Origin of the sequence: Tritonibacter mobilis F1926 (assembly GCF_000376545.2) — a bacterium.
Taxonomy (GTDB): Bacteria; Pseudomonadota; Alphaproteobacteria; order Rhodobacterales; family Rhodobacteraceae; genus Epibacterium; species Epibacterium mobile.
The window spans coordinates 84,858-109,095 of sequence record NZ_CP015232.1 but is presented as its reverse complement, the minus strand read 5'-3'; the positions used below and the strand labels follow the sequence as shown (position 1 = coordinate 109,095).

The following is a 24,238-nucleotide window of genomic DNA, read 5'->3' as shown; positions in this document are numbered from 1 at the left end:
GAAATTTGCATCTGCTGATCAGCACATGAGCGATCTGTCCAGAACCAAAAACGCCGCCACAACCAGCCTTCGCCTGCGGCAAATTGGGACAGGTATCAAGATCAACTGTCGATCCGTGGCGCTCCGGTCTTGCCGGTCTCTGGCGCGTCCGGGTCGGTCCAGCTCACGCGCAGGCTGACGGTGCAGCGCCCGTCGACCCGTTCTCCCTTCAGACGCAGGGTCATCAGGTCAGCGGTTTGCAGCACCAGTGTTTCATCGTCATCGCCCAGCGACATTTCCCCCTTGGCAAAGCCTTTCGACAGCGCGGACAACAGGGTCTTGATCGTCTTGGCGTCTTGCAGAGATTCGTGAGAAAAACGCTTGTCTGTGCTCATGCGAGGATCCTTGCAATGCGGTCAGTGGGCCGCCATGCGTTCCGGGGCGAAGTGCTTGGCGCGCGGGTGGTCTCGGCTTAAACCGATCACATCCCCCGACGGAAAGATCAAGGTCGCCCCGGCCCCAATGCCATCGAGCCCTTCGAGCGCCCGAGAGGCACGGTCCAGCGTGATGTCCGCCTCCAGATGCAGCAGGCCCCGCTTGGCCAGCAAACGCTGGCCTGCGTGGTTGTTCACATGGCCCTGCACCACCATGTGCAGCCCGGCGCGGTTGAGCACCTCGACGCCTGCCACGGTCAGGGCGCAGTCGGAAGCCCGGTATTTCGTCCGAACGAGGTTCGCCAAGGGTCCAAAGTAAAAGCCCAAGCTCGCCCCCTCGGCGGCACGCGCATAGGCCGCATTCACCGCCTCAACCCCATCGCGCACCAGCGCGCGCGCCATGTCATCACACAACCCGGCGTGGACGAACAGCAATGAGCCAGAGCGCGCGACCGCCTGCATCCGCTCAAAGAACCAAGCGTAATGCCCTTCGGGTTCCAAAAAGATATCGTGGCATTTCAACAGCGCCGCCAGCAGCTCCCGGTGGGTCATGCCGATGCGGGCGCGGTCGGCCTCGAACTTGGCGCGTTTTTCCTCGAGCTTCCGGATTTCCTTGGTGATGACCTTGGCGGGCAATTCAGGGCGCGCGGCTCTAGCAAATCGTGTCGACCAATCCTCACCCGGCATCAGACGAGCCTTGCACACAGCCTCTGGGGGCAGGGCAGCAATATCCTCGGGCATGACAAAGCGGGTCAGCACCTCGCGCAAGGCGGGCAGGATCTTGCGCCCCATGCGCACAAAGAGATGTTCGGTGAGCGCGCTGCGTTCCCCCCGCACCGACCCGATGGCCAGCCGCATCCGCAAATCGTGGTTGCCCGCGAGGATCGTCACATCGGCGCCGGTGCCCAGCACAGCGGCGATGGCGTCCAGCAGCGCAAGATTGCTCGGCCCCTTGTCCAGCGCATCGCCGCCCAGCACGATATGTGCGGTGCGGCCGAACGGCGTCAGCCCGATCCGCCCCTTGCTGCGGTGGATCACCCCGGCGGCGAGGAGCGAACGCAGGAACCCCTCAGCATCCGCATGGGGGTCCGAGACAAAGACCACCGGACGATCCGGCCAATGCCAGCCGCCATGACTGCGCGCGCGCGACAGGCAATCCACCACGGGAGCCGCCGCAGCCTCATCCCAAGGTTCCAGCAGGCGCGGCAGATCCGCCATGCAGGCGTCGGTGTCGAGGATCGGGGGCAGCAGGACGTCCGTCGTGGTGAAGTTTCGAAGATCATCCATGCCGGGGCCCCCATGTTGCTTACAGGGTCAATCCTTCGGCTCGGACTTTGGTTCCCTGATTTTCCACGCACCTGCCAAATACCGCCATGTACCATCCGCCTCATGACAGATCAGTGACGGTCGGGCATGAAACATCGAAAACCGCGCGATGTCGTCGCGAGACAGCAGCCCGAGGTGGTAACAGGCGTGGCGGAAGGACGCCCCATGGCCCACGTGGATCGTCACGCGGTCCGGCCGGTTGCGGTGCTCCAGATGGGTCGCAACGCGTGCCCCGGCCATCATCAGGCTCTCGGCCCCTTCGAGCGGCAGGCAATAGTCGCTGTCGGACTTCCAGCCGTTGGGAGGGGCGTCGTGGCGCGGATCGGCCGCAAGCGCCTGTTCGATCTGCGCAACGCTCAGATTGGCGGCGGAGCCCAGCCCGCGTTCGGCCAGAGCAGACGTCTCCTTCAGATCAGTAATTTCGTGCCCGAGGTCCCGTAAGGCGGCGATCAGCAGATCCGCTGTCTGCCATGCGCGCAACTGGCGCGAGCAAAACGCCACGGGCGCAAGCCTCAGATCCTGTTCAACCAGCATGTCATGCAGGACCCGCGCGCCGGCACGTGCTTGCTGAATGCCTTCATCGGTCAGCGCCCAAGGTTGGCGGGCCGAAGGCACGTCCGCCCACTGGTGGTAGGCCCCGTGGCGAAAAAAGGCATGATAGCTTTTAGGCATGAAACAGCGCCTTGCCCGCCGCGGCGATGGCGTCGAAGTCGATGCGCCCGGAGACCTCGCACACCCTCACCCCGTTGAGCGCCTCAATGTAAGGCGCGGGGTCAGGGCTGTTGCCGTTAGGCTCGAACGCGCCGGAGGCGTGCTGGTAGAAGGGGCCGGGGCTTTTCATGATGGCGCTCAGCAGGTCTGGTCGGTCGGCCAGCGTGACGGGCGTCACGCGGGTCTGCTGGTCGCTGTCATGCGACCAGTTGAGCACCCAGAAATCGGTCAACGGCCCATAAAGGCGCATCCGCCCCGACCCGTATACCTCCGGCACGATCAGATCGTATTTTTCTTCCAGCTCCCAAAGGTCGGCGGGTGGCAGGGCGCGCAGCTCGGCCTTGCGTGTCTCAGAGAGCATCCCGTGCAGGCGCGGATTGCCAAGGATCGTGCCGGGATTGATGCGCGGATGCTTGGGGATGCCAAGTGCGCGCGCCGGACCGCCCGTGATCAGCACCCGATCATTGGACAGGAACTGCGTGCCGGGCAGATCCATCATCCGCAGGATCGACGTGGACTTGCCGCCGCCCGACAGGCCGGAGATCGCCAGCGTGCGCGCGCCATCCGTCACCGCCGCCGCATGAGCCAATTGCCATCCCTCGCGCAGACAGGCGTTCAGCACCTGCGTGTTGATGAAGTTGATGACGGTGCTCTCATTGTCGGCCAGCGCCCCCAGCGCGATGGCAACACCCGGCGCTTGCACGAAGGACACACCGCTGCGCACCTTGCGGATCAGCCGCGCAGCCCCAAGGTCGCACACCGCATCCTTGCGCCCGCTCTTGCCGCCCTCGCGCTGCCAGTCGATCCAGTCGGGCTCCTGCGGAAGGCTCTGCCCTACCAGCAGATGCACCGGCGCGCCGCCGCCGGGCGCGGTAATCGTCTCGCCGAAATAGGCGATCAGCCGGGCGCGCAGCGGCTCTGGCGCGTGAACCGTCAGCGACACATGGCCCACAGATAGGCCAAAGGGCGCATCGCCTGCCGCAGACAGGTCGAGATGGGCGAGAATATCCGACAAGGTCATCATGAAACCTCCGCCAATACGTGCGCCGCCACCAGCGCCGCCGCATCGATGCCGCAGCCTTTTTGCGCACCGGAATAGCCGCCAAAGGCCGAAACCTCAAAAACGATTGGCCCCTCAGGCGTCAGCGCAATATCCACCGTGGTGAAGGTCAGACCAAAGGGGGCCTGCGCCCGGCGGCCCAGCTCGATCAGCTCCGGCGACGGGTCAAAGGGCGCGTATTTGCCGCCCGAATGGATCGTGGTGTTCCACGCACCGGACTGGCTGACGCGGGCGTAGGTGCAGATGTACTCACCGTTCAGAAAGACCATCCCGAGGTCTTCGCCCGACAGATCAGCCTTTTGCTGAACATACATCACCGGGTTGGCAGCCTTGAAGGAGGCGATCTGCGCATCGGCATCGGGGGCCTCGGCATCCAGCAGCACCATGCCCCGCGCCTTGGTGGAGAAGAGCGGCTTCAACACCGCCGCCCCAAAGCGGTCCAAGGCGCTACGAGCCGCGTCCACATCCTCGGTGATGACGGTCTTGGGCATCGGGATGCCAGCGGTGCGCAAGGTGATTGTGCAGGCGAGGCGATCCATCAGCCGGATGACGTTCTCGGCAGGGGAAAAGACCCGCACCCCAGCCGCCTCGGCCACGCGCAGCATCTCAAGCCGGTCGAGCGCATCGGGGCTGTAGTCCTCGGCCACCTTCTTCAGCACCAGCCCGTCAAGCTGGCACAGGTCCACCCCGTCGCAAATCAGCTGCCCTTTTTCGAGGTCCAGCATCGCCTTTCCCATGTCGATCACCTGACGGAATCCGCTATGCTCGGCAAAGGCGTCGGCCAGGGTCTCGGTGGACCATTTTCCGGGCGTACCAATCACCCCGATGCGTTTAGTCATGAAAGAGGTCCTTCACGGGAAGTTTGAACCGCGCTTCGCGCCCCTCGGGCACAGCCAGCGCGGTTTCTAGGATATAGCGGGCGCGGAGCAGCATCCGTCGCGCGTGATATTCGTCGACGACAAACCGCGTCGAACTGGCAAAGCTGCGTGCCAGCCCCAGCGCGAGACGATAGTGATACGTGCCGTCTTTTTGACGCCGGGCGAATTTCTCCGCCATCTGATGCATGGCGACGGCGACCCCACCGATGCGGGCGCGGGTGGCACGGTCCAGCACCTGCAGGCGGTAATTCGACACCATGAACACCGACACATCCTGCACGTAATCCATGTAGCGCGAGCGGTGCAGGTCGATGAAGCGGATCTTGCCCGCAACCGGATCAAAGATCACATTGTCGAGGTTGAAATCCCCGTGGATGTAGACGGAGAACGGCGCAGCCAGCGCCGCCTCCCGCGTCTGCGCGCGTGCGATCAACGTGGCCAGACCCGGCACCGTGGTCCCGTTGATCCCCTGCGCGCCGGGCACCAGACCGGGATGCAGCCGCGTCACATCCTTCATCCGCTTGGCCAGCTGGTCCATCGCGCCCATCCGCGCGGGCTCGTCCGTCAGTGTGGTGCGCCAGATGTCGCGCACGGTCTTGTGCAGCGCGGACTGCGCCGTTGCCAGCGCCGCATCGCTGCCGCCCAATACGATATCCTCAAAGGTCTCGCCATCGAGGTGCTCGATCAGCAGCGCGGCGGACTGGCCGTTCTTTTCATAGGATAGGATTTCCGGCGCGAGGCCGGGATAGACCGAGTTCCAGCTTTTGACCCCAACGCGCTCTTCTTTCACTTTGCGTTTGTCGCCGTCCTTGAACACCGCCGCCACCGAACGCCCCTTGCGGTCGCGCATCTCGACGCTGGAGATCGCCGAGCCGGAGCGGGTCTCTGCCAGCGGCTTCAGGCTGATCTCTTCATCGTGGTCGCGCGCCACGCCCGCCAGCACACTGCGCAGGGTGAAATAGCGTTCAAACTGCACAGTCTGGCCGATGTTGATCGACAAAAGCGCTTCTGAGATGGCCTCCAGCGCCTCGCCCATGCGCGAGACCTCGTTCAGCGTGAGCAGCGCATAGGCGAGATCTTCGGTGTGTCTCGTCTCGGCCATGTCGCGGGTGTAGGTGCGAAACAGGCGGTCGTGGAAGGTGGCGATCTCGCCGCGGGTCTCGCCGATCTTCACCGCCAGCTTGCTGTCCTGATTGTCGAGTGCGTCCTGCACGCGGGCGACCGTGCGGCGCACCAGCCGCAAAGGGGGCACATAGGTGTCGGCGCGCAGCAGCTTCACTTTGCGCGTGCGCTCTGCCTGATCCACCCCGCGCCGACCGAGGCGCGACAGCAGGTCGAGGTTGCGCGCGACCGCGTCGATACCCTGCAGGCGCAGCCGTCGCGCCTCGTTGGTCTTCTTGTGTAGCATCGCGGCAAGACAGGCTTTGCGCACCCGCCCGGCAAGGTTGCTCGAATAGCCTGCGCGCTGCATCAACTGCGCGGCGACCTCACTGCGGGGGGCTTCGAAATAGGCAATGAGGCGCGAGAGCTGCCCGTCGAGTTCCGCCAAGAGAAAAGACATATTCTCGGTGATGGCGTCGGGCTGGGTAGCGGATCGGGGCACGGCAAGCTGGCTCCTGAGCGCGGATGACAATGCCGCGCTATCAACATGAAACGCGGCGTGTTCAGGAGCTATATGCCCCAACACGCGGCACTTGCATAGAGGCCGTGGCAGACCGGATGATGAAACACACTCAACCCCTCTGTCCCAGCAGGGTCTGCCGCTCGCGTATCGCCGACTGCACCTGCCAACACTGCAAGATAAGCACTTATAACATAATCAACATTACAGCTACTTTTCGCATACACAACGACCAACCGTCGCACCATCACCGGCCCCGTTGGCCATCCGCTCCACGGGTGCTAACGTGACGGGATCTTAGTCCTGATTTTGTGTTTGCCATTGCCCTCGCGTCCTGATTTCAACCTCCTCGTCACCCTTGATGCTCTGCTGAAAGAAGGCAGCGTACTGGGTGCTGCCAATCGCCTACAACTCAGCCCGTCCGCGATGAGCCGGGCACTGGCGCGGCTACGTGACACCACGGGCGATCCGTTGTTGGTGCGCACGGGCCGCAAACTGGTGCCGACCCCGCGTGCCCTTGAGCTGCGGGAGGTCACCGCCCAGCTTGTCGAGGAGATCGAGGCGGCGCTCAGCCCCATGCATGACGTCGATCTGCAAACCGTCTCGCAGATTTTTACCCTGCGGAGCAGCGACGGTTTTGCGGAAACCTTCGGCCCCGCTCTGATTACACAGCTGGCCGCTGACGCACCGGGGGTCCGGTTGCGGTTCGTACAAAAAGAAGCCGACAATAATCGCCCGCTGCGGGACGGGAATGTCGATCTTGAGACGGGAGTCATCAGCGCCAAGACCGATCCAAATTTTCAAAGCCAAGCGCTCATGAAAGATCATTTTGTCTACGCGATGCGCGCAGCCCACCCGCTCGCAGCCAGAGCGCTGACCACCGCACAATATGCAGAGTGCGAACATGTTGATGTGGCGCGACATACCAATGCGGACAATCAGCGTCGCGGCCCGATCCACAAGGCGTTGTCAGATCTGGGTCACAGCAGCAGTGCAAAGGTCGTGGTCGGCGGCTTTGCCGCTGCCTTATCGCTGGCACGTTGCACCGATCTGGTGGCGACGGTCCCAGCCCTTCACACCCGCAACCTGCGCCGCGATATGGTGTGTGGCGCATTGCCCTTTGCGGTGCCCGGCATCACGGTCTCAATGCTATGGCATCCACGCTTTGATGCGGACCCACTGCACCGCTGGATGCGTCTGACCCTGCGTGACATCTGTGCTCAGGCCAAGCTCACAGAATCCGATCTCGATCAGACATGACGTCAGATGCACGTGTGAAGTGCAGATGACGCAACTTCTGAAAAGGCGAGAGAACCCGTAAGGATTGAGCCGCTCCCCAAACTTGATTGGACGTGGCCCGATGACAAACCCCTCTCCCCCTTGCATTCAACTGGACCCGATTGGCTATTTGCGCACGGGATTTGAAACGCTGGCGGAGTGTCCGGCCTCTTTGATGGGCAATGATGGCACCAGTTATATTGAATTGCTCCCACATTACGCCGCCGGGTTGCATAATATTCACCTCGCCTCGCATCTTATTGTGTTCTACTGGCTGCATCTGTCCAACCGTAAACCACATCTGGATGCCACCGGCTGCAACGGCAGCAAGCGCGGGGTGTTTGCCAGCCGCACGCCAAACCGCCCCAATCCGATTGCGATGAGCGTGACCCGGCTGATCGCGCATGATCAGAACATACTTCAGGTGGAGGGACTGGATTGTATCGACGGCACCGCGGTTATCGATATCAAACCCTATGTGCCACAGCTTGATCATATCCCCGATGCAACCATCGGCTGGATTCCCCCACATTCTGAGCCAGCCCTCAATCGCTAGCCCCATTTCCTGACGACATTTATTGGAGGACCTCATGGGACACCGATTGAGACCCATTTTGCGCGCGTTTGGCCTGTGCTTGGTTATGGCGACGCAAACCCCGCTGGCGATGGCAAACCCTGCCGAAACCAAACGACTGGTGATTTCCAACAGCAACACCGATTGGGGTCTGGCCACCCCCTATCTGCAAGCGCGCGGCGGGCTTGGCTACATGCTGACCCATTTTGTGTTCGACAATCTTCTGGGGCAGGATAAATCCGGCGCCTTGGCGCCTGAGCTGGCCAGCAGCTGGCAGGTGTCGGAGGATGGCCTGCACGTAGAGCTCACGCTTGATCCACAGGCGCGCTGGCACGACGGAACCGATATCACCAGCGCCGATGTGGCCTTTACCTTTGAGTATATGGCGCAGCATCCGCACCCGTTTGTGTCGCTGGCAAATGTCAGCGCCATAGAGGCGCTGTCGCCTGATGATCTGCGCATTACGTTGATCGCCCCCGACGCAGGCTTTGTCTCCAGTGTCTTGGTCGGCCTGCCGATCCTACCACAGCATATTTATCGCGGGCAGGACAATCCGCGCAGCTTTTCGGACCCGCGCGCCATGATCGGCTCTGGCCCCTATCGGCTCAGCAGCCATGAGCACGCCAAGGGGCGTTATGTGTTTTCTGCCGTCGAAAATTACTACGGCGGCGCGCAGAAATACGACGAAGTCCTGATTGCCAAACTGCAACCCGAGGCCGCCATTGAGGCCGCCGCCAAAGGTCAGGTGAACGTGATTTCGGATCTGCCCACTCGTCTGGTGGACTATGCCAAGCAGCATGATTTGCAGGTGGATATGTCTCCCGCAGGTCACCCGATCAAGCTGCGGTTCGATCACGCGGGTCTGTTCTCATCCGTGCAGCGACGGCAGGCGCTGGCCTTCATTCTGGACCGTCAGGCGTTGATCGACATTGCCTATCGCAGGGGCGCAACGCTCGCCAGCCTTGGCTATTTGCAGGACAATTCCGCTTGGTTCAACGCCGAGACCGTGCTGCAGTATAACCACGACCCGGACAAGGCCGCAGCCCTGTTGATGCGTTCAGGCTGGAGCCGTGATGAGGCGTCCGGGCGATGGGCTGAGAATGGCAGCCCCGTGACCTTGCGCCTGATCACCAGCGGAAGAGAGGAGGCATTGGCGCAGGTGATCAAGGATCAGTTGGACGCATTTGGCCTTGATGTCTCGATCCGCGTGTTGGAGCGCGGTGCCCTGCGCAAGATGAAACCGGGCGAGGATTACGATTTGATCCTTGCAGGTGGCAGCACCCTGGGCGATCCGGTCACCATTCTGGAGCGGGTTTTTGGCACCCGCTGGAACAACGAACAATATCAGGGTGATGGCACGTTGCGCCAGCTGGCCGAGGCACAGGCGCGCGCATTGGACCCAGATAGGCGCGCGGCCCTTCTGGCGAAGTTTCAGCACCTTTACTCCAGAGAGTTGCCCGCGATTATGCTCCTGAATGTGTCTCGCACCATTGCGCATGATGCGGATAGCAAACCGTGGTTCTTTGACGACGGTCTCACCCTCGGCATTCCTGTCGCGACGCATAAGTACATGCTGCTAGAGGAATGAATGCGCGTACGCGAGGGCATGGTCCCATGCGGCCCAAAGCGGGCATTGGCATATCGCGCGGCAAGGCGGCGGCCCTGCTGCGCGGTTTGCTGCAACGCCTTGCGGTCTTTGTGTTCCTGCTGGTCTTGATGTCGGTTCTGCCCCGGTTATTGCCGGGGGACGCGTTGGATGTGCTGATGGATTCCGACGTTCAGCGCGACCTTCAGGAGAGCGAACGCAGCGCCTTGCGGGATCAATTGGGCCTTGGAGGCACCCTGATCGAACAGGTCGGCCGCGACCTCATGCGGCTGCTGCGCGGCGATTTTGGGTATTCACACCTGCACGGCGCGCCTGTCAGCCGCCTGCTGGCCGACGCTCTGCCATGGACCGCGCTATTGATCGCACTGGCAACACCCATTTTTCTGGGTGTCGGCGTGATCTTTGGCATCGAAGCAGGCCGCCGCCCCGGCGCGCGCCTTGACCGGATCATCACCACCGCGATGAGCTTGCTGGCCAGTGTGCCGCCCTTTGTGACGGCAATGGCGCTGCTTTTGTGTTTTGCGATCCTCTGGCCGATCCTGCCAACAGGCGGCGCAGAGCCGCTGTTTCCCGCAGAGGCCCCATGGCCTCATGCCCGAGAGGTCGCCCGCCACGCCCTCCTCCCTGCCTGTGCCTTGGCGCTGCATGAGGTGGTGCGCTATTTCTTTGTGGTGCGGGGCGAGGCGGCGGGGCTGTCGCGCCGCGCCTTTGTGATCAACGCCCGCAGCCGTGGCATCTCTGGGTGGCGCGAGCGGCGCGACTATTACGGGCGCAATCTGCTGCCAGTGATCTGCGCCCGGCTCAGTCAGTCGGTCGCAACGCTCTTTACGGCCAGCCTCTTTGTCGAGGTGATCTTCTCTTATCCCGGTGTCGGCTCGCTCACCTATCAGGCGGTGCTCGATCGCGACTATGCCCTGCTGCAAGGCGCAATTGCGGTGCTCGCGGCGCTGGTGCTGAGCCTGAACTGGGTCTTTGATGCGCTGACCGACATATTGGCCCACCGAGGGTAGCGGATATGAGTGCCCCAACGCCCCGAATACCTCAAACGATAACGCGCCAAAGGCGGCAGGTGCTGGGTCTGCTTGCCGTTGTGGTCCTGACGCTGTTGATCGCCGCATCGGACGCGCTGCTCCCCGCCTATGTGACCAGCGTCGACACGTTGCAACCGCCCTCTGCGCGCCATTGGCTTGGCACCAACGACATTGGCCAAAGCGTGCTCACGGGCCTGCTGCGCGCAACCCCCGTGACGGTTGGGCTGGCGCTGGTGACGGCAGCGCTTGCGCTTTTGATTGGCCTCACCATGGCCGGGCTGGCGGTTGTCTTTCCAAACACGGGCCGCGCGGTGGTGCTGCATCTGACTGATATGGCAGAGATCGTGCCCTCGATCCTGTTGCTCTTGCTTGTTGCTGCGTGGCACCAACCGGGCGCGGTTGAGATCATCCTGCTGATGGCGGTGCTGACATGGCATGACGATGTGCGGATTTTGCGCTCTGTCCTGCTGCGCGAGATAGGGCGCGAGAACATCCGCCTTGCGCGCCACATGGGGGCGAACTGGCCTTATCTTCTGCTCCACCACATTCTGCCCGCAATCTTGCCGACGCTCACCGGAGTATATCTGCAAAATGTGGTGCAGGCGGTGATGCGCGTGGCCGGGCTGGCCTTCTTGGGACTAACGGCTGGCGATCTTTTGACGTGGGGGAGCATGCTGCAAGACGCGACCGGCTATCTACACACGCCTGCGTGGCAATGGCTGCTGTTGCCGCCCGCGCTTTGTCTGACGGGGTTCTTGCTGGTGTTGACCACATTGGATCAACGCCAACAGCGCCACGCGCGGCTGAGACAAGGACCAAACCCATGATCGAGCTGCGTAATCTCAGCCTTAGCGTAGGCGACACGGCCCTGTTGCAAGACATCAATCTCAGGGTCGCCACGGGCGAAACACTGGCGCTGCTTGGTCCGTCTGGTGCCGGGAAAAGCAGCCTCGCGCGTCTGTTGTTGCGGTTGTTAGAAGGCCAGCCCAGCCGCACCCTGCGCCACAAAGCGCGACATCGCGGGTTTCACTGGTCGGGACAGGCGCTTGTGGCGGGCACGGATGTGCTCAGCGCTTCTGTTGGACAAATGCGCCACCTTCGGGGCAACCAGATCGGGCTGATCACCCAAAGCCTGAGCGACGCGCTCAACCCGCAGCTTACCATGCGGGCGCATGTGGCCGAGGTGCTGGCGCTGCACCAGATCACCGGCATCACGCCCGAACAGGTCTTTGCGACGTTCAACCTACCGCACGGCCTGTTGCAACGCCGGCCCGCCTATCTCAGTGGCGGCGAGGTCCAGCGAGTCCTGATCGCCCTGTCATTGCTGCCAAAACCAAAATGCCTGATCTTGGATGAACCCACCGCCGCGCTGGACCCGGCCAATCAGGCGCTGACGGTCAAGGCAATGGCGCATGGCCGCGCGCAACGGGCGCAGATCCTGATCACCCATGACCCCGCGCTGGCGCTGTCCGTCTGCGATCACATCGCCGTTCTGGATCAAGGCCGCATCGTTGAAACCGGTACACCCCGCGACCTTCAGCGACAGCCGCAGCATCCCAAAAGCCGCGCAATGATACAGCAGCCACGTGACACTGCGCCGGGCACGGTGACAGCGCCCTCAGGCCCCGATGTGCTGCGGGTGCATCAGTTGTCCCATCGCTATGGCGCGCGCCCGGTGCTGCGCAACCTGAGCTTCACCCTGCGCGCCGGGGAATGTCTTGCGGTGCTGGGTCCAAGCGGCTGCGGGAAATCCACGCTCGCCAGACTTATCGCTGGGATGGAGCCGCTCCAATCCGGTCAGATCATCTGGTCCGAGGCGACACGCCCTGCCCGCCCCAGCCCCCGCCTCCGTCCTTGTCCCGGCCCCTGTCCCTGCCAGATCGGCTATGTCTCGCAATTTCCGCACCGCGCATTGACCGCGCATTTTTCCGTCGCTCAGACCCTGGCCGAAGCCTTGAGTCTTTCGCAGGGTCGCCTGCGCTGGTTCCAGCGCCCCCGTCACAGCGATCCCGCAACACGCACCGCCATATGCAACGCTCTGACCGCAGTATCACTCCCGACGGATGCGCCCTTCCTTGCGCGTCTCACACGGGATCTGTCGGGTGGCGAGGCGCAGCGGCTCTGCCTTGCGCGCGCGCTTTTGGTGCAACCTCAGGTGATCATTGCCGATGAACCCACCTCATCGCTGGATCAATGCGCGGCCGCTGAGGTCATCAAAACCCTAAGCGACCTCAAACAGCGCGCGGCCATATCCATCTTGCTGATCACCCATGCGCCAGCGGTGGCACAGGCGCTCGCCGATCAGCAACTGACCCTGCGACAGATCTCCCCGCCCCCTGCAGCAATGTTGCGCCGCGCCGATCAGGGTGCCAATGTGGAGCCGACCCCCTCGCTCATTCACGCGGCTTTTATGGGGGACAGACCAGTCAGAAGGGAAAGATCGTGAAGAGTAGAATTAGTGTAATCGGGGCCATTTTGCTTGGTCTGGGCGCCTGTGTCGATGGCGCGGGCACAGTAGGCGCGCTGCCCGAAGAGGTGGCGGCCCTTGCCGCACCCGCGCAGGATCTGACAACCGCCCGCCTGCAAGAGGCAGACGGCTGTTATTGGTATGTTCACCGTGGTCCGGTTGAAAGCACGCTCCTGCCCCTGCGTACGGCAAAGGGCAACCCGATCTGTGTGAGCCGCGCCGAGTAACCCCCGCGCGGCGTCCCCGATCAGGCCGAGGTCACGCTGTCCTCGGCCGAATACAGATGCGCCGTCGAACCGATCGTCACATTCGGATAGAGGTCGATGATATGCGCCATCACCATCCGCACGCAGCCAGAGCTGGCCCGACCGCCAATTGAATTGGGATAAGGCGTGCCGTGAATGCGCAGATAGGTGTCACGGTTGCCTTCAAACAGATAGAGGGCGCGTGACCCCAGTGCATTTTTCGGCCCCGGAGGCATCCCGTTGGCATATTGCTGATATGCCGCCGGATCGCGCTTGATCATCGCAGGTGTCGGCGTCCAATTGGGCCATTTCACCTTGCGACGAATGGCATAGACACCGGGTTCATAAAGATTGCCGCGCGCAATCGCCACGCCGTAGCGCATCGCGGTGCCGCCTTCCTCAATGTGGTAGAGGTAGCGCGCCACCGCATCCACATGGATATCGCCGGGCACCAAACCGTCATTCGCCTCGACCCGCTGCGGCAAAAACCGTGGATGGAACCCCCACGGGTTTGTGGTGGCCGCATCATACCCGGCTGGGATCACCCGCTTGTCCCACGCGTTCATTTGCGCCGCACTGGGCCGCCCCGCCGCAAGCGCGGGATAGGCGGTCAGGGGGGCCGAAAACAATGCCGTAGAAGTGGCAATGAAATGGCGTCGAGTCAGCATCGGCAATCTCCATAACTTAGAATACAGCATATCTTAGCGCAGTTTCAGCGTTTCAACGTATCACAATCTGCTCAGTTCCCTTCTCTGCGCGCGCATGTCGCGCACTTCAGCTCTCAATCACCTGCAAGGTCAGCTCCCGCGCAGAGCGGCGCAGGATTGTGGCCAGAGGTTGTTCGGGGCCTTTGTCGTGATCACGCGGCAACAGCAGGCTGATGGTGCGGTTGGCGTCCTGCATCCGCAGCGGCATCACATGCACTTCGCTGCGATGCACCGCCTGCCTGCGCGCAAAAAGGTCGGGCAGAATGCCGATGCCCGCGCCGGTCGCGGCCATTAAGACAATGGAATCAAGGCTGGTGCCCTCGTAATCATCCGAAACGATGCCGCCGCTGAGCCCCGCAATCCCGTATACAATCCGGGCCAGCCGGTGGCCGGTGTCCAGCGTCAAAAGCCGCTGACCCTGCAACTGCTCCGGCCCGATGCCATCCCGGTGCGCCAACGGGTGATCGCGCGCCACCGCAACCCAGAGCGGCTCCAGAAACAGCGGGTGCTGGTGGGTGTTGGGATGATCCTCCGGTGTTGAAATTATCGCATCAAAACGCCCGTTGCGGATGCCCTCATCGAGGTTCAGCGTGTTTTCCTCGCGCACGATCACCCGCAGATCCGGCTCTTCCTGGTGGAGCGCCTTCATGGCCTGTGGCAAAAGATACGGCCCGATCGAGGGCAACACCCCAAGCCGCAACCGCCCGCCAAAGGCCACGTCGGATTGCATCACCCCGCGCAGGGTCTCCACCTCCGCAAGGATGCGGCGGGCGCGGGTGATGAACTCCAGCCCCTTGGCGGTGGTCTGCACCCCGCCCCGTCCCCGCTCAAACAGCCGGATCTTCAGCTCCGCCTCCACTGCGGCGATCTGGTTCGACAGGCTCGGCTGGCTCACATGCATGGCCTCTGCCGCCAGACCAAAGCTGCCCAGCTGATGAACCGCGACGATATATTGCATCTGGCGCAGGGTGGGTCTCATTCATAGCCTCAAGATATGTAATCTACCTGTTCTTTGTATTTTAGCTATGCGAGCGTTTCAGGCAACAGGGGCCGAACTGAACATTCGGAGCCTCAGATGACGCAAATCTTCCATAGCCTGATCGGCAACCTCATGGTGCCCACAATCCTGTTCTTCGTGTTGGGGCTGATCGCGGCGGCAGTGCGCAGCGATCTGTCGATTCCCGAAGGGGCCGCCAAATTCATGTCGCTCTACCTGCTCCTTGCCATCGGGTTTAAGGGCGGTCACAGCCTTGCTCAACACGGGCTCAGCGCCGATGTCTTTGCCGCCCTTGGTGCCGGGTTGGTGCTGTCCTTTCTGCTGCCCTTTATCGCCTATGCGCTGCTGCGGAGCATAACGCGACTGAACCCGCTCAACGCGGCAGCGGTTGCGGGACATTATGGTTCGATTTCCATTGTCACCTTCGTTGCCGCCTCCAGCCTGCTGGATCTGTCGGGGATTGCTTCTGATGGCTATATGGTCGCGGTCGCCGCCTCGATGGAGGTGCCCGCAATTCTGTCCGCACTGTGGATCGCGCATCGTTTCAGCGGCACCAAAGAGGCTGGCGCGGTGCCGATGCGTGACCTCTTTGCCAATGGCTCCGTGGTGCTGCTGACCGGCGCGTTTGTGATCGGAATGCTCACACAGGACAAAGGCATGGAGATGATCGCCCCCTTTGTGGTGACGCCCTTTACTGGCATCCTGTGTCTGTTTCTGTTGGATATGGGGCTGTCCGCAGGCCGCAGCCTGCTGCGCAATCGGCATCTGCTCAGCGCCGGGCTGTTTGGCTTTGGTCTGATGATGCCCATTGTCGGCGCGCTCTTGGCGATGGTGCTTGGCGCGGCCATTGGGCTGCAGACCGGCAGCCTGTTCCTGCTGATGGTGCTCTCGGCGTCTGCCTCCTATATCGCGGTGCCCGCAGCGATGAAGATCGCCCTGCCTCAGGCGGAGTCCGGCATCTATCTGACGCTGTCGCTGGGGGTGACCTTTCCGTTCAACATCACGCTGGGCCTGCCGCTTTACCTCTGGCTGGCCGGATTGGTTTGATCGGTCCCGCATGACCCCGCTGCCCGCACAGAAGGGCGGGGAAAACTCATCCACCCCCGCCCCCGCGCCGTATCTCCTCCGACGGAGGTAAAAGGGGCGTCGCGTGCATATCGTCTGGTTCAAAAGAGACCTGAGGGTCGCGGATCATCCCGCGCTGGCGGCGGCCAGTCAGCGCGGTCCGGTCCTGCCGCTCTATATTGTCGAACCGGAGCTTTGGGCGCAGGCGGACAGCTCCGCCCGGCACTGGGCGTTTATCGCCGAAACCCTTAAGAGCCTGCGCGCGGATCTTGCCCGCCTTGGTCAGCCCCTGGTGGTGCGGGTGGGGGATGCGGTCACGGTGCTGCGCGATATGGTCCAGCACTATAGCGCCACCGCCCTCTGGTCGCATGAGGAAACCGGCAACGCCTGGACCTATCAGCGCGATCTGCGCGTCGGCGCATGGTGTCGTGACAATGCGCTCCCTTGGACAGAGCTGCGCCAGAACGGTGTCCATCGCCGCCTGCGCTCGCGCAATGGCTGGGCCACAACATGGGATCGCTTTATGGCGGAACCTCTTGCAGAGGCCAGCCCCCTTGCCCCGCTTGATCTGGATCTCGGCACCATCCCGACCGCCCGCGCATTGCATCTGGCGCAGGACCCCTGCCCCGACCGTCAACCGGGCGGGCGTGCGGTGGCGCAGTCTTGCTTGCGCTCCTTCCTCAACACGCGGGCAGAGCCCTACCGCTGGGCGATGTCCTCACCGCTTCAGGGCGCGCGCGCCTGTTCACGCCTCTCGCCGCATCTGGCATGGGGCAGCCTGTCGCTGCGGGAGGTAACGCAGGCCACGTGGCAGCGCCAAAGCGACCCCGAATTGCCGCGCAACTGGCAGCAATCGCTGCGCTCTTTTTTGGGGCGGCTGCACTGGCACTGCCACTTTATCCAAAAGCTCGAGGATGAGCCGCGCATCGAGCATGAAAACATGCACCGTGCCTATGATGGCCTGCGCCCCACCACCCCAGACAGCACCCGCCTGCACGCCTGGGCCGAGGGCGAAACCGGCCTGCCCTTTGTGGATGCCTGCATGCGCTGCCTCAACGCCACCGGTTGGCTCAACTTTCGGATGCGAGCCATGGTGATGTCGGTGGCGAGCTATCATCTCTGGCTTGATTGGCGCGCGCCCGGCCTCGTGCTGGCGCGTCGCTTCACCGATTACGAGCCGGGCATCCACTGGAGTCAGGTGCAGATGCAATCGGGCACCACCGGCATCAACACGCCGCGCATTTATAATCCGGTCAAACAGGGCAAGGACCAAGACCCCACCGGGGCGTTTACCCGCCGCTGGGTGCCGGAACTCGCGGCCATCCCCGACCACCACCTGCAAGAGCCATGGAAGGCTGAAAACGCCTCTGCGGTGCTGGGGAAGGCCTATCCGCACCCCATCATCGATCACCTGAGTGCCGCCCGCGCGGCCCGCGATCAGATCTGGGCGGTGCGCCGCTCTGGCGGCTTCCGCCAAGAGGCCAAAGGCATCCTTGCCAAACACGCCAGCCGCAAACCAACGCGCCGCAACACCAAGGACACACAACAGGGGGCACGGTCCGCTCCCGATCAGCTCAGCCTGCCGTTTGAGAACTAGCCCCATGAAGATGCGTAAGAAATCCGATCTGCCCCGCAAGATCTGCGCCCACTGCCAGCGCCCGTTCACATGGCGGCGCAAATGGGCGAAGGTCTGGGATGAGGTGCGCTATTGTTCCGAGCGCTGCAAACGCGCGCGCTAAATCCACAGCCCCGAAAACGTGACCAACAGCCCCAGCGCACAAAGCCCGACCGTGCCCAGCACACCGCGCGCGCCAATCAGCCCCGCTGAAACCAGCGTCAGGCCTACGCCCATGCGCAGCAGCGCCAACAGCGCCCCCAGCGGATCATCGGCCAGGGTCAGGATCGCCGGGTTCGCCACCATCCCCAGCGGGATCAAATAGAGACCAACCCCCAGCGACATCGCCGTCAGCGCCACCTTGAGCCAGCTCTCGCCAATCATGCCCGCCGCAATGAACACCGCGCCACAGACCGGCGGCGTGATCGTCGACAGCAGCGCAAACCAGAACACAAAGAGATGCGCCTGCAACGGCTCCAGCCCCAGTTTCGTCAACGCAGGCCCCGCCACCGACACGCAGATCACATAGGCCGCCGTGGTCGGCACCTCCATGCCCAGCACCAGACAGGCCAGTGCCGTCAGCAGCAACGACGGCCAGAGCAGCCCGCCAGATCCTTGGATGATCAACGAGGTGATCTTGACCCCCAGCCCGGTGATCGACAGCACCCCGATGATGATCGACGCGCACAAGATGATGGCCGCGATCATCGACACCTGCCGCGCCGCATTCAGCAGTGCCGCCAAGGCCCGGTCGCGGATCTGGCCCGGCTTAAACGTCATCTCGGCGTTGAACAGCAGCAGGATCGCCCCCGCCAGCACCGACAGCGCCGCCGCATACTCCGGTGTGAACCCGGCCCCGAACATCGCCCACAAAAGCACGCTGAACGGGACGAGAAAAAACAGCGAGGTCACGATCACATCGCGTCGTTTGGGGCGGTCTTCTTCGGGCACGCCCTTAAGGTCAAATCGGCGGTTATAGGCATTGATGCCAACCCAGACCGCGAGGAAATACAACAGCGCCGGCAGCACCGCCGCCGCCATGATCGCCGTGTAAGGCACACCCGTCAGCTCCACCATCACAAAGGCCCCCGCCCCCATCAAGGGTGGCATGATCTGCCCGCCCGAGGAGGCCACCGCCTCCACCGCTGCCGCCAGTCGCTTGGGATAGCCCAGCCGCACCATCGCGGGCATGGTGATCGCCCCCGTCGAGGCCACATTGGCCGAGGCCGACCCGGAGATGGACCCAAAGAGCGCCGAGGAAATCACCGAGACCTTGGCCGCACCGCCCTTCAGCCGCCCCGCCGCCGCGCCCGCGACATTCATGAACCCCTGCCCCGCTTCGCCCGCGTTCAGAACCGCGCCAAAGATCACAAAGATCGACACCACGCCCACCGACACGCCCGTCAGCGAACCCCAGATGCCGCCTTCGGCAATGGTGAGCGTGCCGAGAAAGCTCTCCAATGGGGTGCCGGAATGGCCAAATTCACCCGGAATATGCTGCCCAAACAGCCCGTACAAAAGCGCCAGCGCCGCCACCACCGGCAGCGGCCAGCCAATCGCACGCCGCGCGGTCTCCAGCACCACAGCCAAGAGGATCACCGCAATGACCACCTGCCCGCGCCCTTCAAGAAAGCCGTATTGATCGCCCAAGGCATCCGCGTTGAGCGCCACCCAGATCGCCGCGCCCGTGCCCAGCACCGCCAGCACAATCCCCGAATAAAACCGCCCCCTCGCGGTGACGCCAAAGACCAGCGCAAAGGGCAGGATAAACGCCATATGCAGCGGGCGGCTCACAAGGTTCGGGACGATCCCCGCAAACACAAGCGCGAGGTGATAGGCCACCAGCCCTGCGGCCAGCAGCAGCCAGAAGCCAGCCGCGAGGCGGCTTTTTGGTAAATGTGTCATCGGGGGCCTTCAAAAGAAACAGCGCGCCGCAGGGATAGCGACCCCGAAGCGCGCTGGACAGTCGATTATTGCTTTTGCGCGTCAGAGAGGGTGAAGCCTGCTTCCTCGTAGTAGCGCACCGCACCCGGATGCAGCGGCGTGGTGATATTGGCCATCAGCTCCTCAGTGACACCGTTCCACCACGCAGAGGTATCCGCCATTTCGGCCTTCTGCTCCCAATAGGTGCGGGTCAGTTGATAGGCGGTGTCCTCGTCCATCTTGGTGGTGGTGAAGGCCGCCACCGGCAGCGAGGTGGTGGTCACATCCTCGGTCTGGCCCGCATAGGTGCCCGCCGGGATCACCAGCTTGGTGCGCTTGGTCTCCGCCACCTGTTCGGGCGTCAACGACACCAGCCGCACCGGGGTGGAGGCTGCGGCCTCAACCACATTCGGCGCCGGGAAGGACCCTGCGGTCACAAACGCCCCGATCTGGCCGTTCTTCAGCGCCGCCACCGCATTCGACAGTTCCGCATCCGCGATCTCGACCTTGTCGGCCAGACCAAAGAGAGTCAGGTATTTCTCGCCCTCGGTCGCACCAAAGGAGCCTTTGCCCAACAGGAGCGTCTGCCCCTCCAGATCGTCAAGCGAGGCGGCACCGCCTTCGCCTGCCATCACAAAATGCATGGTCAGCGACGGGATCGGGAACAGCGCGCGGATTTCATCAAACTGCGGCGCGGATTTGCCATCAAACGGGCCTTTGCCCTTTTGTGCCAGCGACACCAGCACCGGCGGCGTGGTGAAGACATAATCGCCGCCGCGCGCGCGCACTTCCATGACGTTCTGCGTGGACCCTTGGCTTTCCTCGATGGTGACGATGATATCGCCATTGGTGCCCGCCTTCATCGCCTCAGCCAGCTCGACCCCCATCTGGTAATAGGACGACCCGCTCTTGGCGGATTTATAGGTCACGCGGGTCTCGGCTTGGGCGGTGCCCGCGAGCATCACACCCGCCGCCAGCGTGGCTGAGAGTGTTTTGAAAAACTTGGTCATGGGTGGGTCCTCCGTTCCGGTCTGTGACAGCCCGGTCTTGGCATCATCTGCCGCTTTATCGTGCTGACCGCCGCCTCCGTGCGGTCTCGGCGACAGAGAACGCCGTGCGGCGGCTGGCGTCAACTGCAATATCAAGCGCCTAGCGCTCTCCCTTGCGATAAGGCTGCATCAAGGCCTGCGGCACACGCGCGCTGCGCGACATGAGGACCAGCGCCAGAATCGACAACAGATAGGGCATCATCAGGAAGATCTGATACGGCACCACCTGCCCCAGCACATTCTGCAACCGCAGCTGATAGGCATCAAACAGCGCAAAGAGCAGCGCGCCCAGAATGGCACGGCCCGGTTTCCATGTGGAAAACACCACCAGCGCAATACAGATCCAGCCCCGCCCCTGCATCATGGTCGGAAAGAAGCTGTTAAAGGCCGAGAGCGTCAAAAACGCGCCGCCCACCGCCATCAGCGCACTGCCCGCCATCACCGCACCATAGCGCACCCGGATTGGATCGACGCCCTGCGCTTCGGCGGCATGAGGGTTTTCACCGGTGATCCGCACCGCCAGCCCCATCGGCGTGCGGGCGAGGAAATACGCAAGGAAGATCGCAATGCCGATGGCCAGATAGGTGGGCGCGGTCTGACTAAAGAGCGCAGGCCCCACAAAGGGCAGATCCGACAGCACCGGAATATCGAGCGGCTGAAATGGCTCTACCGTGGGCGGCGTGTTCTGCGCCGGGATCGCGATGCGAAAGATGTAGTAACTAAAGCTCGACGCAAAGAGGGTGATCCCCAGCCCCGTCACATGCTGCGACAGCCCCAGCGTCACCGTCAGCCCCGCATGCAACAGACCAAACAGCGCACCCGCCAGCGCCGCCACCAGCAGCCCGACCCACAGGTCCGCGCCCTGAAACACCGCCAGCCAGCCGATCATCGCCCCAAAGGTCATGATGCCCTCAATGCCGAGATTGAGCACCCCTGCCCGCTCGCACAAAAGGGCTCCCAGCGTGCCAAAGATCAGCGGCGTTGCGATCCGCAGCACCGAGGACCACAGGCCAACCGTAAACAGGATGTCAAAGATATCAGTCATTTGCGAATCCTGTAGTTGGAGAAAAAGATCGCCACCAGCATCGTCAGCAGCGACAGCGACACCACCACATCCGCGATGAAACTGGGGATGCCAAAGCTGCGGCTCATGCTCTCTGCGCCGACAAACATCATCGCGGTAAAGATGGCGGCAAAGATCACGCCAATGGGATTAAGGCTCGCCAGCATCGCCACCACGATGCCCGTATAGCCAAACGACGCCGACAGATCATTGGAGAGCTGCCCCTTGACGCCCATCACCTCGATTGCGCCCGCAAGCCCGGCCAGACCGCCCGACAGGCAGGCCACTTTGATCAGCGTCATCTGAAACGGCACGCCCGCAAATTTGGCCGCAGCGGGGTTGAACCCGGCGGCCTTGGCCTCCAGCCCAAAGACGGTAAAGGCATTGATGACATAGATCAGCACCGCCGCTGCAATCGCGATGATCAGCCCCAGATGCAGGCGTGTGCGCTCGATGATTTTGGGCAAGAGCCCCTCGTCGACAATCGGCACCGATTGCGGCCAGCCAAAGGCCAGCGGATCTTTCATCGGGCCATCCAGCATCATCGACACAAACAACAGCACCACGAAATTCAGCAGAAGGGTCGTCACCACCTCGTCAACGCCAAAGCGCAGCCGCAAGCCCAGCGGGATCACCAGCATCACCATGCCCGCCAGCGCGCCCGCCAGAAACAGCGCAGGGATCAGCGCGAAGGACGGCAGGCCCAGAAAGTTCTGAAAGCCAAACACCGTGGCCAGCAGCGCGCCCATATAAAACTGCCCCTCCGCGCCGATATTCCAGATCCGCGCACGAAAGGCGACCGCCGCCGCCAGCCCGGTCACGATCAAGGGCGTGGCCCGTGTCAGGGTCTCGGTGATGGCAAACTTGGACCCAAAGGCCCCCACAAACAGCGATTTATACGCCGCCAGCACCGGCACGCCCGCCAGTGCAATCAAAATTCCCGCCAGCGACAGCGCCGCCAGCACCGCCAACATCGGGGCCACGATCAACAGCGCCGTTGGCTGGTTTTGCCTGCGTTCGATCCGCATCAGCGCATCCCTCCCCATTCCCCGGCCATCATCAGGCCAAGCTGGCGCGCATCCACGCCCTGTGCATCCACCGCAGGCGACAACCGCCCGGCGTGGATCGCCATAATCCGATCCGAGAGCGAGATCACCTCGTCGAGATCTTCTGACACCAGCAGCACCGCCGTGCCGCCCTTACGCGCTGCAAGGATATCTTCGTGAATGGCGGCAATCGCGCCCTCATCCAGCCCGCGTGTCGGCTGCGCCGCCAACAGGAACACCGGGCGCTGCGCGAGGCTGCGCCCCAGAATGAGCTTTTGCATATTGCCCCCCGACAGGAGGCTGATGCGGCTGTTTGGGGTGCCACCGCGCACGTCAAAGCGTTCAATCAACTCCTGACAATAGGCCCGCGCGGGGGCCTTTCTCAGAAACCCTTGGCGCGAAAACCGCGGATCGCTGATCCGCTCCAGCACCGCGTTTTCCCACAAGGTCAGCTCTCCAACGGCACCTTGGGTGTTGCGATCTTCGGGCGTGCGGCCCACGTTCATGCCGCTCAGATCGCGCGGAGTTAGCTGCGCGACGGGCTGGCCGTCGATCTCAAATGCTCCACTGTCCGCCTGCACCACGCCCGCCACCAGATCACACAGCGCCGCCTGCCCGTTGCCAGAGACCCCCACAATCCCGAGCGTTTCTCCGGCGCGGATATCAAAACTGATCCCGCTCAACCGCGTCACCGCCCCGGCCTGCACCACAACATCGCGCGCCCGGACCACCACCGCGCCCGGCGTGCTGGCCTCGCGCACCGGGCGTTCCACCCGGCGGCCCACCATCAGTTCGGCCAGCTCTTCTTTGCTGGTCTGCGAGGTGGCGCGCTCCGCAATCACCTTGCCCGCCCGAAGCACCACCACACGGTCGGCCCCCTTCATGACCTCATTGAGCTTGTGCGAAATAAAGATGATCGACAAACCGTCCTGCGCCATCACCCGCAGGGTCTGAAACAGCCCCTCCGCTTCCTGTTGCGTCAAAACACCCGTCGGCTCATCAAGGATCAGAATGCGCGCGTCATTATAAAGCGCCTTCAGGATCTCCACCCGCTGCTGCTCGCCCACCGACAGATCGCCCACCCGTGCATCCGCATCGACGCTCAGGCCGAATTTCTGCTCCAGCGCCCTGAGCTTCTGACGGCCCTTGGCGGTGTCCGATTTCCACCCCAATAGCGGCTCGGTCCCGGTCATGACGTTTTCCAGCACCGTGAGGTTCTTGGCCAGCGAGAAATGCTGGTGCACCATGCCCACACCCGCTGCAATCGCCTCCTTGGGCTTGCCCTGCGCGATTTTGCTGCCGTTGATATAGACCTCGCCCTCGTCCGGCACGTAATGCCCAAAGAGGATGTTCATCAGCGTCGTCTTGCCCGCGCCGTTTTCCCCAAGCAGCGCCACCACCTCGCCCCGGTGCAGCGTGATGGAGATATTGTCATTCGCCGCAAAGGACCCGAACCGTTTGGTCACGGAATCCAGATGCAGCACAACGGGTTCAGACATGTCGGTGCCTCCTGAACATGTGCTGTAGGATGTCAGGCGCAGAGGGGGCCCTGCGCCTTGGGCA

At 62.8% G+C, this 24,238-nt stretch carries 23 protein-coding genes; 10 read left to right on the top strand and 13 right to left on the bottom strand.

Features of this window, described 5'->3' with window-relative positions; all coding sequences use genetic code 11:
• Nucleotides 1-101: 101 nt before the first annotated feature.
• From K529_RS21950 to K529_RS21925, 6 genes are read right to left on the bottom strand one after another with little or no spacing between them, the layout of a single operon-like run.
• Nucleotides 102-374, bottom strand: coding sequence for an amphi-Trp domain-containing protein (locus K529_RS21950; protein ID WP_005643328.1), 273 nt, complete (start codon nucleotides 372-374; stop codon nucleotides 102-104).
• 21 nt (nucleotides 375-395) lie between these two features.
• Complete coding sequence (locus tag K529_RS21945; RefSeq protein WP_046002254.1) at nucleotides 396-1,700, bottom strand: metallophosphoesterase; 1,305 nt, start codon at nucleotides 1,698-1,700, stop codon at nucleotides 396-398.
• Between the two features lie 27 nt (nucleotides 1,701-1,727).
• Nucleotides 1,728-2,411 (bottom strand): histidine phosphatase family protein, encoded by a 684-nt coding sequence (locus K529_RS21940; RefSeq protein WP_046002255.1) that lies wholly within the window; start codon nucleotides 2,409-2,411, stop codon nucleotides 1,728-1,730.
• The gene (locus K529_RS21935) at nucleotides 2,404-3,474 is read right to left on the bottom strand and encodes an HprK-related kinase B (RefSeq protein ID WP_046002256.1); all 1,071 of its coding nucleotides are present in this window, start codon (nucleotides 3,472-3,474) and stop codon (nucleotides 2,404-2,406) included. Before K529_RS21935 ends, K529_RS21940 begins: the two co-directional genes overlap by 8 nt.
• A complete protein-coding gene (locus tag K529_RS21930; RefSeq protein ID WP_005676292.1) occupies nucleotides 3,471-4,349 on the bottom strand; it encodes a GAK system ATP-grasp enzyme in 879 nt (292 codons plus the stop codon). Before K529_RS21930 ends, K529_RS21935 begins: the two co-directional genes overlap by 4 nt.
• Nucleotides 4,342-5,991: an aminoglycoside phosphotransferase family protein gene (locus K529_RS21925; protein WP_227512340.1), complete on the bottom strand. Its 1,650-nt coding sequence runs from the start codon at nucleotides 5,989-5,991 to the stop codon at nucleotides 4,342-4,344. Before K529_RS21925 ends, K529_RS21930 begins: the two co-directional genes overlap by 8 nt.
• A gap of 333 nt (nucleotides 5,992-6,324) precedes the next feature.
• Between K529_RS21925 and K529_RS21920 the strand changes: the two genes are divergently transcribed.
• The 7 genes from K529_RS21920 (at nucleotide 6,325) to K529_RS21890 (ending at nucleotide 13,192) form a co-directional block, all read left to right on the top strand.
• Complete coding sequence (locus K529_RS21920) at nucleotides 6,325-7,269, top strand: LysR family transcriptional regulator (protein ID WP_005669349.1); 945 nt, start codon at nucleotides 6,325-6,327, stop codon at nucleotides 7,267-7,269.
• Between the two features lie 100 nt (nucleotides 7,270-7,369).
• Nucleotides 7,370-7,843 carry a tRNA (N6-threonylcarbamoyladenosine(37)-N6)-methyltransferase TrmO gene (gene tsaA, locus K529_RS21915; RefSeq protein WP_040643799.1) on the top strand — a complete coding sequence of 158 codons (474 nt, stop codon included), beginning with the start codon at nucleotides 7,370-7,372 and terminating at the stop codon, nucleotides 7,841-7,843.
• Between the two features lie 85 nt (nucleotides 7,844-7,928).
• Nucleotides 7,929-9,449, top strand: a complete 1,521-nt coding sequence (locus tag K529_RS21910) for an ABC transporter substrate-binding protein (protein ID WP_046002258.1) — start codon at nucleotides 7,929-7,931, stop codon at nucleotides 9,447-9,449.
• A 26-nt stretch (nucleotides 9,450-9,475) separates the two neighbouring features.
• Entirely contained in the window at nucleotides 9,476-10,477 is a 1,002-nt protein-coding gene (locus K529_RS21905; protein WP_080929581.1) for an ABC transporter permease, read from the top strand.
• Nucleotides 10,478-10,536: 59 nt separating this feature from the next.
• Nucleotides 10,537-11,325: an ABC transporter permease gene (locus K529_RS21900; RefSeq protein ID WP_040643604.1), complete on the top strand. Its 789-nt coding sequence runs from the start codon at nucleotides 10,537-10,539 to the stop codon at nucleotides 11,323-11,325.
• Nucleotides 11,322-12,944, top strand: coding sequence for an ABC transporter ATP-binding protein (locus K529_RS21895; protein WP_052699529.1), 1,623 nt, complete (start codon nucleotides 11,322-11,324; stop codon nucleotides 12,942-12,944). Before K529_RS21900 ends, K529_RS21895 begins: the two co-directional genes overlap by 4 nt.
• A gap of 17 nt (nucleotides 12,945-12,961) precedes the next feature.
• Nucleotides 12,962-13,192, top strand: coding sequence for a hypothetical protein (locus tag K529_RS21890; protein WP_225265214.1), 231 nt, complete (start codon nucleotides 12,962-12,964; stop codon nucleotides 13,190-13,192).
• 20 nt (nucleotides 13,193-13,212) lie between these two features.
• Here K529_RS21890 and K529_RS21885 read toward each other — a convergent pair whose 3' ends face one another.
• Together K529_RS21885 and K529_RS21880 are read right to left on the bottom strand one after the other, a co-directional pair.
• The gene (locus K529_RS21885; RefSeq protein WP_005633274.1) at nucleotides 13,213-13,878 is read right to left on the bottom strand and encodes a L,D-transpeptidase; all 666 of its coding nucleotides are present in this window, start codon (nucleotides 13,876-13,878) and stop codon (nucleotides 13,213-13,215) included.
• 106 nt (nucleotides 13,879-13,984) lie between these two features.
• On the bottom strand, nucleotides 13,985-14,896 hold the full coding sequence (locus K529_RS21880) for a hydrogen peroxide-inducible genes activator (RefSeq protein WP_046002259.1): 912 nt from the start codon (nucleotides 14,894-14,896) through the stop codon (nucleotides 13,985-13,987).
• Between the two features lie 96 nt (nucleotides 14,897-14,992).
• Here K529_RS21880 and K529_RS21875 point away from each other — a divergent pair, with 96 nt between their 5' ends.
• The 3 genes from K529_RS21875 (at nucleotide 14,993) to K529_RS23365 (ending at nucleotide 17,718) form a co-directional block, all read left to right on the top strand.
• Entirely contained in the window at nucleotides 14,993-15,961 is a 969-nt protein-coding gene (locus tag K529_RS21875; protein WP_005661777.1) for a sodium-dependent bicarbonate transport family permease, read from the top strand.
• Nucleotides 15,962-16,064: 103 nt separating this feature from the next.
• The gene (locus tag K529_RS21870; protein WP_046002260.1) at nucleotides 16,065-17,576 is read left to right on the top strand and encodes an FAD-binding domain-containing protein; all 1,512 of its coding nucleotides are present in this window, start codon (nucleotides 16,065-16,067) and stop codon (nucleotides 17,574-17,576) included.
• 4 nt (nucleotides 17,577-17,580) lie between these two features.
• Nucleotides 17,581-17,718, top strand: coding sequence for a DUF2256 domain-containing protein (locus K529_RS23365; protein WP_080929583.1), 138 nt, complete (start codon nucleotides 17,581-17,583; stop codon nucleotides 17,716-17,718).
• On the opposite strand, the gene K529_RS21865 is transcribed toward K529_RS23365, so the two are convergent.
• The 5 genes from K529_RS21865 to K529_RS21845 all read right to left on the bottom strand — a co-directional run bounded on the left by K529_RS21865 (nucleotide 17,715) and on the right by K529_RS21845 (nucleotide 24,174).
• The gene (locus K529_RS21865) at nucleotides 17,715-19,499 is read right to left on the bottom strand and encodes a TRAP transporter permease (protein WP_046002261.1); all 1,785 of its coding nucleotides are present in this window, start codon (nucleotides 19,497-19,499) and stop codon (nucleotides 17,715-17,717) included. The two genes, K529_RS23365 and K529_RS21865, sit on opposite strands and share 4 nt — an antisense overlap.
• A gap of 65 nt (nucleotides 19,500-19,564) precedes the next feature.
• Nucleotides 19,565-20,527: a TAXI family TRAP transporter solute-binding subunit gene (locus K529_RS21860; protein ID WP_005610214.1), complete on the bottom strand. Its 963-nt coding sequence runs from the start codon at nucleotides 20,525-20,527 to the stop codon at nucleotides 19,565-19,567.
• Nucleotides 20,528-20,666: 139 nt separating this feature from the next.
• Nucleotides 20,667-21,611: an ABC transporter permease gene (locus K529_RS21855; protein WP_005610212.1), complete on the bottom strand. Its 945-nt coding sequence runs from the start codon at nucleotides 21,609-21,611 to the stop codon at nucleotides 20,667-20,669.
• Complete coding sequence (locus K529_RS21850; protein ID WP_046002262.1) at nucleotides 21,608-22,657, bottom strand: ABC transporter permease; 1,050 nt, start codon at nucleotides 22,655-22,657, stop codon at nucleotides 21,608-21,610. The genes K529_RS21855 and K529_RS21850 overlap by 4 nt, the downstream gene beginning before the upstream one ends.
• Entirely contained in the window at nucleotides 22,657-24,174 is a 1,518-nt protein-coding gene (locus K529_RS21845; RefSeq protein WP_046002263.1) for an ABC transporter ATP-binding protein, read from the bottom strand. Before K529_RS21845 ends, K529_RS21850 begins: the two co-directional genes overlap by 1 nt.
• Between the last annotated feature and the right edge of the window lie 64 nt (nucleotides 24,175-24,238).